Source organism: Enterovibrio makurazakiensis, from assembly GCF_050336585.1.
Lineage (GTDB): Bacteria > Pseudomonadota > Gammaproteobacteria > Enterobacterales > Vibrionaceae > Enterovibrio > Enterovibrio gelatinilyticus.
Map to the genome: position 1 here is coordinate 243,744 of NZ_JAKJSE010000007.1, position 14,289 is coordinate 258,032.

General features: G+C 47.2%; 17 protein-coding genes. 14 read left to right on the forward strand and 3 right to left on the reverse strand.

Annotated elements, in window-relative coordinates:
* Positions 1-104: 104 nt before the first annotated feature.
* The 11 genes from urtC to ureG all read left to right on the forward strand — a co-directional run bounded on the left by urtC (position 105) and on the right by ureG (position 8,236).
* Complete coding sequence (gene urtC, locus L4D06_RS05995; RefSeq protein WP_429738278.1) at positions 105-1,145, forward strand: urea ABC transporter permease subunit UrtC; 1,041 nt, start codon at positions 105-107, stop codon at positions 1,143-1,145.
* Positions 1,142-2,035, forward strand: a complete 894-nt coding sequence (gene urtD, locus L4D06_RS06000) for an urea ABC transporter ATP-binding protein UrtD (protein WP_274163043.1) — start codon at positions 1,142-1,144, stop codon at positions 2,033-2,035. Before urtC ends, urtD begins: the two co-directional genes overlap by 4 nt.
* Positions 2,036-2,105: 70 nt before the next feature.
* A complete protein-coding gene (urtE, locus tag L4D06_RS06005; RefSeq protein WP_274163044.1) occupies positions 2,106-2,801 on the forward strand; it encodes an urea ABC transporter ATP-binding subunit UrtE in 696 nt (231 codons plus the stop codon).
* 10 nt (positions 2,802-2,811) lie between these two features.
* Positions 2,812-3,714 carry an urease accessory protein UreD gene (locus L4D06_RS06010; protein ID WP_429738222.1) on the forward strand — a complete coding sequence of 301 codons (903 nt, stop codon included), beginning with the start codon at positions 2,812-2,814 and terminating at the stop codon, positions 3,712-3,714.
* 53 nt (positions 3,715-3,767) lie between these two features.
* Positions 3,768-4,070: an urease subunit gamma gene (gene ureA, locus L4D06_RS06015; RefSeq protein ID WP_274163046.1), complete on the forward strand. Its 303-nt coding sequence runs from the start codon at positions 3,768-3,770 to the stop codon at positions 4,068-4,070.
* 10 nt (positions 4,071-4,080) lie between these two features.
* The gene (locus tag L4D06_RS06020; protein WP_429738224.1) at positions 4,081-4,461 is read left to right on the forward strand and encodes an urease subunit beta; all 381 of its coding nucleotides are present in this window, start codon (positions 4,081-4,083) and stop codon (positions 4,459-4,461) included.
* 1 nt (position 4,462) lies between these two features.
* Positions 4,463-6,166, forward strand: coding sequence for an urease subunit alpha (gene ureC / locus L4D06_RS06025; protein ID WP_274163048.1), 1,704 nt, complete (start codon positions 4,463-4,465; stop codon positions 6,164-6,166).
* A gap of 38 nt (positions 6,167-6,204) precedes the next feature.
* A complete protein-coding gene (gene ureE / locus L4D06_RS06030) occupies positions 6,205-6,660 on the forward strand; it encodes an urease accessory protein UreE (RefSeq protein ID WP_274163049.1) in 456 nt (151 codons plus the stop codon).
* 59 nt (positions 6,661-6,719) lie between these two features.
* On the forward strand, positions 6,720-6,950 hold the full coding sequence (locus L4D06_RS06035; RefSeq protein WP_429738226.1) for a hypothetical protein: 231 nt from the start codon (positions 6,720-6,722) through the stop codon (positions 6,948-6,950).
* Complete coding sequence (locus tag L4D06_RS06040) at positions 6,916-7,584, forward strand: urease accessory protein UreF (RefSeq protein WP_274163051.1); 669 nt, start codon at positions 6,916-6,918, stop codon at positions 7,582-7,584. The genes L4D06_RS06035 and L4D06_RS06040 overlap by 35 nt, the downstream gene beginning before the upstream one ends.
* 31 nt (positions 7,585-7,615) lie before the next feature.
* Positions 7,616-8,236: an urease accessory protein UreG gene (ureG, locus tag L4D06_RS06045; RefSeq protein ID WP_274163052.1), complete on the forward strand. Its 621-nt coding sequence runs from the start codon at positions 7,616-7,618 to the stop codon at positions 8,234-8,236.
* Between the two features lie 36 nt (positions 8,237-8,272).
* On the opposite strand, the gene L4D06_RS06050 is transcribed toward ureG, so the two are convergent.
* The gene (locus L4D06_RS06050) at positions 8,273-8,800 is read right to left on the reverse strand and encodes an NADPH-dependent FMN reductase (protein WP_429738228.1); all 528 of its coding nucleotides are present in this window, start codon (positions 8,798-8,800) and stop codon (positions 8,273-8,275) included.
* Between the two features lie 202 nt (positions 8,801-9,002).
* Here L4D06_RS06050 and L4D06_RS06055 point away from each other — a divergent pair, with 202 nt between their 5' ends.
* Positions 9,003-9,902 (forward strand): LysR family transcriptional regulator, encoded by a 900-nt coding sequence (locus tag L4D06_RS06055; RefSeq protein ID WP_274163054.1) that lies wholly within the window; start codon positions 9,003-9,005, stop codon positions 9,900-9,902.
* 59 nt (positions 9,903-9,961) lie between these two features.
* Here the strand turns inward: L4D06_RS06055 and L4D06_RS06060 are convergent, their stop codons facing one another.
* Together L4D06_RS06060 and L4D06_RS06065 are read right to left on the reverse strand one after the other, a co-directional pair.
* Positions 9,962-10,900, reverse strand: a complete 939-nt coding sequence (locus L4D06_RS06060; RefSeq protein ID WP_420791177.1) for a TDT family transporter — start codon at positions 10,898-10,900, stop codon at positions 9,962-9,964.
* 712 nt (positions 10,901-11,612) lie between these two features.
* On the reverse strand, positions 11,613-12,125 hold the full coding sequence (locus tag L4D06_RS06065) for an RNA-binding S4 domain-containing protein (RefSeq protein ID WP_429738230.1): 513 nt from the start codon (positions 12,123-12,125) through the stop codon (positions 11,613-11,615).
* 917 nt (positions 12,126-13,042) lie between these two features.
* Here L4D06_RS06065 and L4D06_RS06070 point away from each other — a divergent pair.
* Positions 13,043-13,342: a DUF6916 family protein gene (locus tag L4D06_RS06070; RefSeq protein ID WP_429738232.1), complete on the forward strand. Its 300-nt coding sequence runs from the start codon at positions 13,043-13,045 to the stop codon at positions 13,340-13,342.
* A 171-nt stretch (positions 13,343-13,513) separates the two neighbouring features.
* Positions 13,514-14,287 carry a molybdate ABC transporter substrate-binding protein gene (modA, locus tag L4D06_RS06075; RefSeq protein WP_274163058.1) on the forward strand — a complete coding sequence of 258 codons (774 nt, stop codon included), beginning with the start codon at positions 13,514-13,516 and terminating at the stop codon, positions 14,285-14,287.
* The last annotated feature ends 2 nt before the right edge of the window (positions 14,288-14,289 follow it).

Below are 14,289 nucleotides of genomic sequence, written 5' to 3' on the forward strand. Positions count from 1 at the left end.
GCATCATGGAAAAAAAATTGTCTGAAAACCAACAAACAGAAAGCCAATCACTAACGATTACTAGCGTTTACAAGCCGCTCTTCGATGCACCAAGCGTCACGTTAATGGCGTTGCTGAGCCTGACGGTGGTTTTGGTGCCCGTATTGAATTTATGGGTGCCAGAAAGCAGCCCTTTTCATTTAGAAACGTACACCGTTTCGTTACTGGGTAAATACCTTAGCTTTGCCATTCTTGCTTTGGCGGTCGATCTGATGTGGGGCTACCTTGGCATATTGAGTTTGGGTCATGCCGCTTTCTTTGGATTGGGTGGTTACGCCATGGGCATGTATCTGATGCGTCAGATTGGCGACCGCGGTGTGTACGGCAACCCGGAAATTCCCGACTTTATGGTTTTTCTCAATTGGCAGGAATTACCTTGGTTTTGGATGGGTTTTGACCAATTTTGGTTCGCCTGCATTATGGCCGTGGTAATACCCGGTGCGTTGGCGTTTGTGTTTGGGTGGTTGGCATTTCGCTCACGCGTATCAGGCGTATATTTGTCGATCATGACCCAAGCCATGACCTTTGCGCTGATGCTCGCTTTTTTTCGCAATGAAATGGGGTTTGGTGGAAACAATGGCCTGACCGATTTCAAAGATATTCTCGGCTTTAGCCTTCAAAGTGATGTCACGCGTGTGTCCTTATTTGTAGCCACAGTCATCGCATTGATGCTGGCTTACCTGTTGTGTCGTGCAATCGTGGTTAGCCGATTAGGATCGCTGACTATCGCGATTCGAGACGCGGAATCGCGTACCCGTTTCGTGGGATACACGGTGGAGAAAAGCAAGCTTTGGTTATTCGTGTTATCTGCCGCCATTGCAGGCGTTGCTGGAGCATTGTATGTCCCACAGGTTGGTATTATTAACCCTGGCGAGTTTGCGCCGTTGAATTCGATTGAAGTGGTGGTGTGGGTGGCGCTTGGCGGCAGGGCGACGCTATATGGCGCGATTATTGGTGCACTCCTTGTTAACTATGCCAAGAGTTGGTTCACCGTGGAATTCCCCGAAGTTTGGTTATTCGCGTTGGGTGCATTGTTTGTGCTGGCTACCTTGTATTTGCCAAATGGGGTGAGCGGATTCTTGCGGAAACAGGAGACAAATTCATGATGTCGAAAGCACTGTGGAATGAAGGTGTTCGTTACCAAGCGGAACATCTACCAGAACAAACGGGAAGCGCAGAGTTCTTTGCTGATCTCACGCGTCGTGACCAGGTGTTCAGCTTTTTGAAACCACCATTCAACCCCAAGGTCGATGTAAAAAGCGGCATGTTGCTTTATGTCGAAGGTGTGTCTGTTTCCTTTGATGGGTTCAAAGCGATTAACGATTTAAACCTCTACATCAAGGAAGGCGAATTGCGCTGCATTATCGGCCCAAATGGGGCGGGTAAAACCACCATGATGGACATCATCACGGGTAAGACACGGCCCGATACGGGTGAAGTATGGTTAGGGCAGCAACTCAATCTTCTCAACATGGATGAAGCGCAAATTGCGAACGCAGGGATCGGGCGGAAATTTCAAAAACCGACGGTATTTGAAGCGCTGTCGGTTTGGGAGAATCTTGAGCTTTCCATGTCTGGAAAGAAAGACACTTGGGCACTGTTTCGGGCAGTTCTATCGAGTGAGCAAAAATGCGACATCATGCGTGTATTGGAGCTTATAGGCTTAGAAACGCACTACAGAATGCAAGCAGGAAGGTTGTCACACGGCCAGAAGCAATGGCTAGAAATTGGCATGTTATTGATGCAAAAGCCGCGACTGTTGCTGGTGGATGAGCCTGTTGCTGGAATGACTCACCAAGAGATGGATAGAACCTCGGAGCTTTTGCTATCACTGGCGGGCAACCATTCGATCATGGTGGTGGAGCATGACATGGACTTCGTCAGAAGTATCGCGTCTACCGTGACCGTATTGCATCAAGGACATGTATTGGCTGAAGGCAAGATGAAAGAGATCCAAGATGATCCGCGGGTTCGCGAAGTCTACTTGGGGCAATAGCACATTGAACTTGAGGCAATAACACTTTGAACGCGCAGCGAGCGCATATGGATATAAGACAGGAAACGCCATGCTGAGTGTAAATGGATTAAATCAGCGATACGGGGAAAGCCAAACGCTTTGGGATTTGTCCCTAAACGCGCCAAAAGGGAAATGCACTGTGGTGATGGGGAGAAACGGTGTCGGCAAAACGACGCTGCTTGAAAGCATTATGGGATTACTGGCTGTTGATAGTGGCGAGATGATACTGGAAGAAGAGGATCTCGTTAAACATCGCGCAGAAATGCGCCCGCGCTTGGGCGTGGGGTATGTGCCTCAAGGGCGGCAGATCTTTCCGCGATTGACCGTGGAAGAAAACTTGGAAATAGGGTTACCGATCCGCCCCAAGAGTGACAGGAAAATACCGCCATATATCTATGAGTTGTTCCCTGTTTTGGCAGAAATGAAAAAGCGTTTTGGCGGTGATTTGTCTGGTGGACAGCAACAGCAGTTAGCCATTGCACGTGCATTGGTGATTGACCCAAAACTGTTGTTGCTTGATGAGCCGACAGAAGGCATTCAACCGAACATTGTTCAAGAGATAGGTGACATTATCTGCAAGCTCAATCAAGAGATGGGGCTAACGGTTATTTTGGTTGAACAAAAGCTCCCATTTGCACGAAAGGTTGGTGACCGATTTTGCCTACTTGATCGGGGACGTGATGTTGCGAGTGGCGAGATGAGTCATTTGTCTGATGACCTGATTCGACAGTATTTGACGGTGTAGAGGAGCGCACATGGCCCAAACTGTGATTGATTGGCCCATTCACACCTTGGATGAAATGCCATACCGAAGTTGGGAAGCTGAGCTAACCCTTGGCTATGTGGCGCGGGGCGATAAAACCGTGCTTAAGCATCGCACCCATAAAGGTCCTCTTGCGGTTCAGCGTTCGCTATACCCAGAAGGCGGCGTGTGCCATACCCATCTTTTGCACCCGCCTGGCGGGGTTGTAGGCGGTGATTCATTGGATGTGCATGTCGATCTCGCTGTCGGTTCGAAAGCACTGATTACCACTCCTGGTGCAACGCGATTTTATCGGTCGGATGGTCGTATTGGCCAGCTTACACAAACCCTTACGGTTGCCGATAGCGCAAGACTTGAATGGCTACCACTAGAAAATATCGCTTTTCCCAATGCGCGTTTGCGCACGCGCACGGCGATCTCTCTAACGGCTAGCGCTCAGTTTATTGGCTGGGATGTGTGGACACTAGGACAGCCCGCGACAGAAACCACATTTGAAAACGGCGAAATTGATGGGTTAACCACAGTGCATGTCGATGAGCGATTGATTCTTTGTGAACGCCTTCGTGTGAATCCTGAGCAAATGCGTTTTTCTGCAACGGGGCTAAGAGGGCATTCGGTATGTGGCACATTGATTGTGCACGGCGATGCGGAAGCCATCGTGGAGAGGCTCAAGCTCTGGTGGAGTGAGCAACAAGAGCAAAAATTGACCCGCGCAGACATGACGAATCTGACGGGGATTGAATTGGGTATCACAGAGGTTGATGGTTTGGTGATTGTGCGTGCGTTGGCGCTTAAAACTGACGTTCTGTTCAACGTCATGGCTTTGTGCTGGCAACAGGTTCGACTGCATTGGACCGGAGAAATACCTGATATTCCAAGAATTTGGCGAACATAAAACGACGATGTCGTTGTGCAATAGAAGCAGCGACACGGTAAGGAGTGAATACCATGGAGTTGACACCCAGAGAGAAGGACAAGCTATTGTTGTTCACCGCAGCACTAGTGGCAGAAAGACGAAAAGAGCGGGGGTTAAAGCTTAATTACCCTGAGTCAGTCGCTCTAATTAGCGCGGCAATCATGGAAGGTGCACGGGACGGAAAAACCGTTGCTGAGTTAATGGACTTTGGGCGCACCATCTTGACGGTGGATGATGTGATGGACGGTGTGCCGAGCATGATCCACGACGTGCAAGTGGAAGCGACGTTTCCTGATGGGACCAAATTGGTCACCGTCCATGACCCCATTGTGTGAGGAATCCCTTATGTCTCAGACCAGTCTCTCAAGCTCTTCGGGTTCAAATTCAGGTATTGTGCCCGGAGAAATGAGAACCAAAGACGGCGATATCGAAATTAACGCGGGTAAAACGAAAGTGTCAATTGATGTCGCGAATACGGGTGATCGTCCGATTCAGGTAGGGTCGCACTATCACTTTTTCGAAGTGAATGATGCTTTGGTGTTCGACCGAATCACTGCGCGTGGATTTCGCTTAAACATACCTTCCGGCACCGCTGTTCGTTTTGAGCCGGGTCAAAGCAGAACCGTCGAATTGGTTGCTTACGCGGGATCTCGCACCGTTTATGGTTTCCAAGGCAAAGTGATGGGGCCATTAGATGGCACCGGAACCCCGAAGAAGGACGATTGATATGGCACGTATTTCGCGCAAAGCCTATGCCGAGATGTTTGGGCCAACCACGGGAGATTGTGTCCGATTGGCTGATACGGATCTTTGGTTGGAAGTGGAGAAAGACTATACCGAATATGGCGATGAGGTGAAGTTTGGCGGCGGTAAGACTATTCGTGATGGAATGGGACAAAGCCAACGACCGAGTTTTGAAACGCCAGACTTAGTGATCACCAATGTTGTTGTGTTGGATTATTGGGGCATTGTAAAAGCCGATTTAGCGGTAAAAGGCGGACGGATTACAGGTATCGGCAAAGCGGGTAACCCTGATGTGCAAGACAATGTCGATATTATCATCGGCCCAGGAACAGAGGTCATTGCTGGTGAAGGGCAAATCGTCACTGCGGGAGGCATCGATACACATATTCACTATATCTGCCCACAGCAAATTGATGAGGCGCTCACTTCTGGAGTGACAACAATGATTGGTGGAGGCACAGGCCCAGCGACAGGGACCAATGCCACCACGTGTACACCAGGGCCTTGGAACATTCATCGAATGTTGGAATCGCTTGATGCATTTCCCATGAACTTCGGTTTGCTGGGCAAAGGTAATGCGAGTTTGCCTGATGCACTTGATGAACAAATCGTTGCGGGTGCGTGCGGTCTTAAGCTACACGAAGATTGGGGTTCTACGCCGGCGGCGATTGATAACTGCTTGAGTGTTGCTGAAGTGACCGACGTACAGGTGGCCATTCATACCGATACGCTCAACGAATGTGGCTTTGTGGAAGCAACGCTCGGCGCGATTGGAGATCGCGTTATCCATACCTACCATACGGAAGGTGCGGGTGGCGGTCATGCGCCGGACATCATTAAAGCGGCAGGTTTGCCGAACGTTCTGCCATCCTCTACCAACCCAACGCGACCTTATACCGTGAACACGGTGGATGAACACCTCGACATGCTGATGGTGTGTCATCATTTATCGCCGTCTATTGCCGAAGACATCGCCTTTGCGGAGTCACGTATTCGTCGTGAAACCATTGCCGCAGAAGATATGTTGCATGACATGGGGGCGTTTTCCATGATTTCGTCAGACTCCCAAGCCATGGGGCGAATCGGCGAAGTAATACTGCGTACGTGGCAAACCGCGCACAAAATGAAAGTGCAGTTTGGCGCGTTAGAAGGCGACCCAAGCCACAGCGATAACTGTCGCATTAAACGCTATATCGCGAAATACACCATCAACCCCGCCATTACTCACGGTATCTCGCACGAAGTGGGTTCGATAGAAGAAGGAAAATTGGCTGACTTGGTGCTTTGGAAGCCCGCTTTCTTTGGTGTTAAGCCTTCATTGGTAATCAAAGGCGGTTTGATTGTGACAGCGCCAATGGGCGACCCCAATGGATCTATTCCAACGCCACAGCCAGTGCATTATCGACCTATGTTTGGCGCGTATGGCGCGGGGCCACAGCAGAGTTCGCTGCTGTTTATGTCTCAAGCATCTATCGACAGTGGCGTGCCAGATATGTTGGGTTTAAAAAGCGGTGTCAGCGCGGTCAAAAATTGCCGAAATATTCGCAAAAGCGACATGAAATTAAACGACTGGCAGCCAAATATTGAGGTTGATTCGCAGACCTATGAAGTGAGAGCTGATGGGCAGCTCTTGGTTTGTCAGCCTGCAGATGTATTGCCAATGGCGCAGCGTTACTTTCTGTTTTAACGCGTTAGGTTTTCAGTCACTTTTCTTGAGGATCTTGGATGATCGAATTTACACAAGTCAGTAATGCACCGGAAGATTCTGAACACCTTCCGACGGTGCACTTAGGAATAGAAGCACGAATCAAAAGTCGTATTAAGGTAACGCTTGATGATGGCAGTGAAGCAGGGTTGTTTTTGCCTAGAGGTCTGACCCTGCGTGGCGGGGATGTGCTTATTTCCGCTGATGGGATTCGCGTGCGTGTTGTAGCGGCGGAAGAAAATGTGTCGACAGTGTACGCCAGCTCGTCACACCTCTTGGCACGATTGAGCTATCACCTTGGTAATCGTCACGTGCCGCTTCAAGTTGGTGACGGTTGGGTACGCTATCAGCATGATCATGTCCTTGATGAAATGGTGAGGTTACTTGGCGGAAACGTGGTTGTCGAAATGGCACCATTTGAACCTGAGTCCGGTGCTTATGGCGGTCACTCATCAGGTCACAATCATCATCACTAAATGCACGTCGATATTGAGAACGCTTTAACAAAGAGAGCAATAACAGAGGAAGAAAGAACATGGAAAAGAAACCGTTGTTTGCTGCGGCATGTTTATTGTTGATTGCATCGATGGCGATGCCAGCCGCTGCACACCCACATAAAGAGTCAGCCAGTGGCGACACCATTGTAAATACTGTCACGCATGATCATGCTGGCGGTGTGAGCTCAACCAGCACCTGTATGAGTAAAAAGGGTGAAAAAGAGACATCATCGAATGACTGCACAGTATCGCCTGTTTCAACTCATTAGTCCGTCACTGCCCGTTGGCGCATTCAGCTACTCCCAAGGTCTTGAGTGGGCGATTGAATGTGGATGGGTGGGGAGCCAATCTGATTTAACAGACTGGCTCAATGGCATGGCCTTTGACTCAATGCTCTACCTCGAATTGCCTGTGTTGCGTCGTATATATCGTGCATTTCAATCAGGCGATGTTGAAGCAGCGGAGTATTGGTGCCAATGGTTATATGCCAGCCGCGAAACAGCGGAATTCAGGAAAGAAGAAATCCAGCGTGGCAGAACCATGTTGACCTTGCTTAAGCAACTTAACGTGGTGGACGACGGCAACGTTTGGGCCGGCATTGCTCAAAAAAGCCAGATTGCTGGATTTGCACTTGCTGGGGTTCGTTGGGGCATTGACGAAGAAACACTGTGTGAAGGCTATATCTGGAGTTGGTTGGAAAACACTGTGATGGCAGGCGTAAAGCTGATTCCTTTAGGACAAACCGCAGGGCAAGAGGTGCTATTGGCATTGACGTCAGTGCTTGATGATGTGGTGGCAGCCTCACACGACGTAATGGATGAGCAAATCGGCGGGTTTGCACCTGCTCAGGCGATCGCTTCAAGCCAACATGAAACGCAATATTCGCGACTATTTCGCTCTTAATCTTTTCGGTTAGGAGTTAAGGAGAATGACTATGAGCTACAAACAGCCTTTACGTGTCGGTGTGGGTGGTCCTGTTGGGTCAGGAAAGACCGCATTGCTTGAAGTATTGTGCAAAGCGATTCGAACCACATATAGCATTGCTGTGGTCACGAATGACATTTATACCCGTGAAGATCAGCGTATTTTGACGGAAGCCCAAGCCTTGGATGCAGACCGAATTGTAGGCGTTGAAACTGGCGGGTGCCCACATACTGCCATCAGGGAAGATGCTTCAATGAACCTTGAAGCCGTGGACAGCTTGGCGCGTCATCATAAAGATTTGGACGTGGTGTTTGTTGAAAGTGGCGGCGACAACTTAAGTGCGACCTTCAGCCCTGAGCTTGCTGACCTCACCATCTATGTGATTGATGTCGCGGAAGGGGAAAAGATCCCGCGTAAAGGCGGGCCCGGTATTACCCGTTCCGATTTACTGGTTATCAATAAAATTGACTTAGCACCGTATGTGGGCGCCGATCTCAATGTGATGGAAGCCGACACAAAACGAATGCGCAAAGACAAACCCTATGTATTTACCAATCTAAAAGAGAAACAAGGGTTAAGCGATATCATCGATTTTATCGAGACTGCTGGCATGCTGAAAAAAACGGGCTAATCGCCCGCATTCAAATGTCTTTTTAGTCTGAGTTGATTACTTCGTCAGTGTGTTAATTGCATCTTGAAGCTGCGCTTTGATTTCTTCATTGCGTAGCGTTTGCGTTTCCATGTCGAAGTTATCGTAGAAACTTGGCACGGAAAGCGAGGCTTTTACATCGGCTGCGAAGTAAGGGGCAGAACCAACAGCGCCTTGAAGTACAGAACCTGCACCGCCTGGGCCAGGTGATGTAGCAAGAAATACCACAGGTTTGCCTTGGAACACTTTCATGTCGATACGTGACGTCCAGTCGAATACGTTTTTGTAGGCCGCAGTATAAGAACCATTGTGCTCAGCGAAAGAGATGATGATGGCATCTGCTTCGCCAATTTTTGTAAAGAATGCCTTCGCTTGTTCTGGCTGTCCTAATTCTGCTTCACGGTCTGAGCTGTAAATGGGCATTTCAAAGTCGTTCAAATCCAGTGTTTCTACTTCCGCACCTTCAATAAGGCTTGCCGCATAGACGGCTAATTGCTTGTTGATTGACTGAGAGCTGTTGGTTGCGCCAAATGCTAATACTTTCATGGTGTTTCCCCTAAGAATTCGTGTTGTTTTCGCCGTGTGGCGTCAGGTTGTAAGCCTGTAAGTTTGGTTGACGTCTTATGTCTTGAAGTCACTATAAATCTGTTCCATACAAAGATTAATGTCCTATATGAATAATGATTGTTTCCATATGACATGTAATTAATTATGCTCAGTGGTTCGGAAAGGCATGAGATATGGGAAAATGAATACACAACTGCTAGATGGAATGGTGATATTTCGAGAGGTGATGAAGGCTGGCAGTTTTACCAAAGCAGCGGATCGCACCGGGCACTCAACATCCTATATCAGCAAAGAAATCAACAAGCTGGAAGAGCGGCTAGGTGTACGCTTGTTGCATAGAACAACGCGATCACTAAGCTTAACGCCTGAAGGTGAGCTGTATTATGAGCAGTGTCGGCAAATAGTTCAGGATGCTGAAGAGCTTGAAAATGCCATGTTGGGTCGTCAGGTGACACCGAAAGGAAACCTTAAAATAAGTTGCCCAACCAGTTTTGGTTTAACGCGTCTAGCACCATTTTTGCGGGGGTTCTCCGAAGCGTATCCAGATATCTCTCTGAACATTGAACTCAATGACCGAAAGATAGATTTGGTTGCTGAGGGGTTTGATATCGCGATTCGCGCTTCACAAGCGCTCGATGACTCAAGTTTGATTAGCCGAAAAATTCATTCTTCGCACGCGGTCACTATTGCATCCCCTGCATATGTTGAAAAACACGGCTTACCGACGCATCCGCAAGATTTGGTCAACCATAAAGTCATCAGTTACAGCAATATCCCGTCTTACAATACGTGGCGCTATAAAAACCATGACGGCAGTGCGATTGACGTTGAGCTAGAGAGTTTCGTGGTGAGTAACAGTTCGCAGTTGGAGTTGTTGTTGTGTCTTTCGGGGGAAGGGATCACGCGGATGCCACTGTTTAATTTAAATGGTGAGTTAGAATCTGGCGAATTGATTGAACTGTTCCGTGATTTTCCGCGAACCAATATTGATGTGTTTATTGTCTATCCAAGCCGTAAGCACATGTCATCAAAGGTTCGTTGTTTTATCGATTTTCTTATCGAGGCCATGAAAGTGGAGTAAGCGTCCTTGCACAACGCCCGACAGTGAAAAAAGCCCCTGCATGGGGCTTTCGCATTTTGTTATTTGCCGAAGCCGTAATGCCGAATGTAGCCAAAACTGACCCAACTGACGAGCAAGGTGGCAACCGTCAATTCAATTAAGCCCAAGCGCTCTAACCACGACCAATGCGGGAAATCAGTACCTAGCCAGAGAGTGAGTCGCTCCATAGCAACGGCGCTAATAACTGAGGGAAATGTTAATGCTGCCAATGTGGGCTGAAAAGGCTCACGCAATAAATCGAAATAGCACAGATAGACGAAGAGAGTCATCATAATTCCAACCCCAGCAAGCGCACCCGCTAACACTGGGTCTGGGTTTGTCATGTTCACTAAATACGCAGTGAGTGCCAGATTGACGGGCGCTGCCATGATCGCCAGAACAGGGCGAGAGTTTCTTGGCAAACTGTCTAAGAAACACAGACGATACAGCACAAATGGCAACATGCAGAAGTAGGCAGCGATGCAAATGTGCGCGACCAGTTCTGATTCGTCTCCGAACCCGAGTTTTGGCCCAGCAAGTGTGCTGCTAATTAATCCCACAGGGTACAGAAACCAACTGGGGTAGATATGGGATTTATCAAAGGACTTAAATTGGTGAAAGAAGAAATAACACATCATGAAGATGTGCATCACCACTGCGGGATACCAAATGAAGATTGCAGCACGAACGCTAACTTCACTGAGAAAGTCAGCCATGAGCAGTAATGACATGGTCATTGGTGCCATCAAACTGCCATACAGCGGATCACGAAGATCTTGGAAGAAGCGTTTAGGTTCAAAGACGTACTTCAGCCACACTCCACCGATGAGAAGTATGCCGACAGTCGATAGTAACGGTCGAGAGATGTCGCCCGTGAAGGGGTGATAGAGTGACCACGCAACGCCTAGCCCAAAGTACGCCATTGCCAGAGATGCTTGAGCGGTTGGGATGAATCGAAATGGGGAATGAAATGCTGTCAAACTGTCATCCATGGTGTCGAGTTAGCACGTTTGAATAGGAGCGTATTATACGCAGACAAAACCAGCTTGTGCTGAGGTGAATATAATTTCTTTTGTTTTTATATGGGTAGGGACTTGTGCAGTAAAAGGAATAGATGGGGCTGACTGTTTCAAGTAGACCATGTTGGGAATCAAAGCATAATTCCTGCCGAGAATTGGTGATCAAACCGACAAAAAACTGATTTCTGAAACCGGATCACAATCATAGAAGTGTGACATGGCAGGTATGGCAGCTTTTCATATACTCAAATTGCAACCAAACATGACTGACGAATGAGGATGAGCTCCAAGCTCGGCGTACCAGAAAGCGACACCAAGAAACTTAGATTCTGGTACTGATACTGGGTTGCAAAACAATTTGGACTGTTACATCGGCGTAGGAAATACGCATCGTAAGTGAACGTAAGACCTTACTTTCCAAAGAACCCATGCAATGAAACGCACGAGGTAAGGAAGCTCAACGTAGTGAGCAATGTAGGGCGAGTAAACTTTGAAACACCACACAGTATTCGATTTTCAACTTTTAGAGCTAAACAAAAAGCCACCGCTTAGGTGGCTTTTTCATTTTCTGTAAAACATCACAGCTCACACACGAATTTTCATTCATTCACAGAGTGCCCGTCAATTTATCTTGGTGGGCGAGGGCGATCCGTTGGCAAGAAAATCACGTCGCTTAGAAAGAGATTAGCTTTCGGCCAGTGGCCGTATCACTTTTAGATGTTTCCGCGGAGGATTTGCCTTGTTTAGGTCTTTCAATCTTTGGTGTCTTATTCTGTTTTTTGTCAGCACTTTTGGTTTGCTTGGCTGGCGCTTTTGGTGACGCAGGCTTTTTATCTACCGTGCTAGATGCAGGTGCACTAGATGCCGGTTTTTTCTTTGCCGCAGACACATTGTTTTTTTGCGCTTTTACAGGCTTAGCTTGGCGAGGTTCAACGGGTGTCGGAGGTGCGTCACACAACAAGACGTAGAATTCTTCATTGAATTGAATAACGTCACCATCATGTATTTTACGACGTTTACGCGTTTCAATTTCACCGTTAACAGCCACATAGCCTTCTACGATAGCCATCTTCGCTTCACCGCCACCGCTGACCGCATTCGCGATTTTTAGTACCTTGTAGAGTTCGACCGGTTGGGCAGATACTTCGATGCCAATGGCTTCTACTTCAATTTCTTCATGCGACATGTTTGTCACTCTCTTATGGCTGATGTGCGGAGTGTAGCCGAACTCAGCGAAAGATAGCAGTACGAAATGCGGTTTTTAAACCGACAAGGTACGAATAGTGAGCGAATCCTTCGTAAGTTAACGAACATTAAACTGAACTGTGACTTCGACAGTATGAATTGGGGCGGATTCACTTGAAAAGTGCAAACTATTGTAATAAATATAGAGATATCGTGACGATATAGGGAATTTTATTCATTTTCCCCTGTCATATCATTAGCTTCTTTAAACACATATGAGTTTATACACCACTCTAACAGAAGCGCTCCTCTAAAATCATGAGGGGGATACGCCAGTTAATGGCATTGTGTTTATACGAAGTATTTTTACTATCTATCAGGTAATTAATGAAGCTTACTGTGTCAAAGCAGTATGGGTGTTTCTCGTTACCGCCTGAGCCAATAAATAAAGGTGTTTATTATGACTAATAAAACCAGACGCCTGTGGTTCTACCATCAAAGTAAATCGCAAGGTTCGCGTCCTTTGAAAATGCGTTAAGCGCAGCAAGATCCAGAAACGTCATCGTGACGTTTCTGGTTATACACTTTTTCACCATTCACCATTCACCATTCATCTTTTATTTTTCACTTTTCTATTTTCATCCTCTATATGCCCTATTGTTGGCCTGTTTAAAGCGTATCTGTTATCCCTGAAGATTTTGAGTTTTGTGCAACTTGCCATTTGCTATCAGACTGGTGTCGAAATATTTCGAGTATTTTTGGGGCAACTGTCAGAAAATCATACTTAAATTCAGTTTGTTGGTTCTCTTGTGGCTACACTTTAATCAAAGCTTACTTGTGGAGTTTGGTGGTTAGAAACCAACTCTTTTCTCAATTTAGCGCGATGAAGTGGCCAACAAGGACGTCGGGGGAATAACAATGAATGTATTGTCTTGGGAAAATGTTTCCAAGCTAGCTGGAAGTTCGGTTCAGCTGATCGACGGTGCAGAGAACGAGTACGATGTTTTGGTAGAATCCGTGCGGGAAGAAGCCGGAAACCAAACGACAATCGAAGGTCGATTGGTTGAGCATTACACTATGGTGCTTGTTGGTCCAGAGGACGCAGAATTCCCACAAGGAAACTATCTAATTTCTCATCCTTCCATGGGGCAGCAAATTCTATATATGCTGGTGGCAAGTGACAATCGATATACCATTGTCATTAATACAGAAGCATAGTGATACGATAATGAAGCTACGGAGTCGGTCATGTCGTGAAGATCACGTAGGATCGGCAATGCATTGTTTGCTTTATCAGCAGGCCGAGTAATTCTTCATGGTTTGAATACGTGTCTCACCAAAATACTTGTTATGATATTGCCTTTCTGCCGCGTACCAGTTAGGGATTGCATGCAACGTATCTTTCTGTTTTTGTTCATCACAGCCTCTTTTCTCCCCCGAGTTGTATCCGCTGAAGAAAGAGTTCTCGTGTTTGCAGCCTCGTCAATGACAACAGCATTGAATGAGATTGCACAAACATATGAGCAAGAGACTGAACAAGCTATCACCATCTCATATGCATCTTCTTCGGCTTTAGCCCGTCAACTGGCCTACGGTGCACCCGCCGATATTTACATTTCAGCGAATGAAAAATGGATGGAATATGCGGTGTCAGAGTTAGCAATTGAACCCGAAACTGTCTCTCCGTGGGTAGAGAATGAGTTGGTGCTTGTTGCTGATCGCAACCTTATTGGTGAAGTGACGTTAACGGTCGAAGCTATCAATAAAGCCATAGGAAATAGCCGAATAGCTATTTCTGACCCAAACCATGTGCCAGCTGGTATCTATGCGAAGCAGGCGCTGGTATCGATAGATTTATGGCGTGTTGTCGAAGATAAGCTCGCTTTATCTAACAGTGTTCGCGCAACACTCGCATTGGTTGAGCGAGGAGAAGCGCCACTCGGTGTGGTTTATCTTTCTGACGCTCTCGCGTCTTCGTCTGTAAAAGTGGTGGCTGATATTCCTAGTAACACACATACCCCGATCGTTTTCCCAAAAGCGATGACGCCAAATGCATCTGACGAGGCTAAGCGCTTTTTTTCATATTTAGATTCACCAAAAGCCAAATCGATTTTGCAGGGCAATGGCTTTGTTGTTATTCATTCATCACAAGAGCAACTGTAAAA

Coding starts and splice junctions, on each gene's coding strand:
- urtC (WP_429738278.1), top strand. CDS start 105: ATGGCGTTGCTGAGCCTGACGGTGGTTTTGGTGCCCGTATTGAATTTA.
- urtD (WP_274163043.1), top strand. CDS start 1,142: ATGATGTCGAAAGCACTGTGGAATGAAGGTGTTCGTTACCAAGCGGAA.
- urtE (WP_274163044.1), top strand. CDS start 2,106: ATGCTGAGTGTAAATGGATTAAATCAGCGATACGGGGAAAGCCAAACG.
- L4D06_RS06010 (WP_429738222.1), top strand. CDS start 2,812: ATGGCCCAAACTGTGATTGATTGGCCCATTCACACCTTGGATGAAATG.
- ureA (WP_274163046.1), top strand. CDS start 3,768: ATGGAGTTGACACCCAGAGAGAAGGACAAGCTATTGTTGTTCACCGCA.
- L4D06_RS06020 (WP_429738224.1), top strand. CDS start 4,081: ATGTCTCAGACCAGTCTCTCAAGCTCTTCGGGTTCAAATTCAGGTATT.
- ureC (WP_274163048.1), top strand. CDS start 4,463: ATGGCACGTATTTCGCGCAAAGCCTATGCCGAGATGTTTGGGCCAACC.
- ureE (WP_274163049.1), top strand. CDS start 6,205: ATGATCGAATTTACACAAGTCAGTAATGCACCGGAAGATTCTGAACAC.
- L4D06_RS06035 (WP_429738226.1), top strand. CDS start 6,720: ATGGAAAAGAAACCGTTGTTTGCTGCGGCATGTTTATTGTTGATTGCA.
- L4D06_RS06040 (WP_274163051.1), top strand. CDS start 6,916: ATGACTGCACAGTATCGCCTGTTTCAACTCATTAGTCCGTCACTGCCC.
- ureG (WP_274163052.1), top strand. CDS start 7,616: ATGAGCTACAAACAGCCTTTACGTGTCGGTGTGGGTGGTCCTGTTGGG.
- L4D06_RS06050 (WP_429738228.1), bottom strand. CDS start 8,800: ATGAAAGTATTAGCATTTGGCGCAACCAACAGCTCTCAGTCAATCAAC.
- L4D06_RS06055 (WP_274163054.1), top strand. CDS start 9,003: ATGAATACACAACTGCTAGATGGAATGGTGATATTTCGAGAGGTGATG.
- L4D06_RS06065 (WP_429738230.1), bottom strand. CDS start 12,125: ATGTCGCATGAAGAAATTGAAGTAGAAGCCATTGGCATCGAAGTATCT.
- L4D06_RS06070 (WP_429738232.1), top strand. CDS start 13,043: ATGAATGTATTGTCTTGGGAAAATGTTTCCAAGCTAGCTGGAAGTTCG.
- modA (WP_274163058.1), top strand. CDS start 13,514: ATGCAACGTATCTTTCTGTTTTTGTTCATCACAGCCTCTTTTCTCCCC.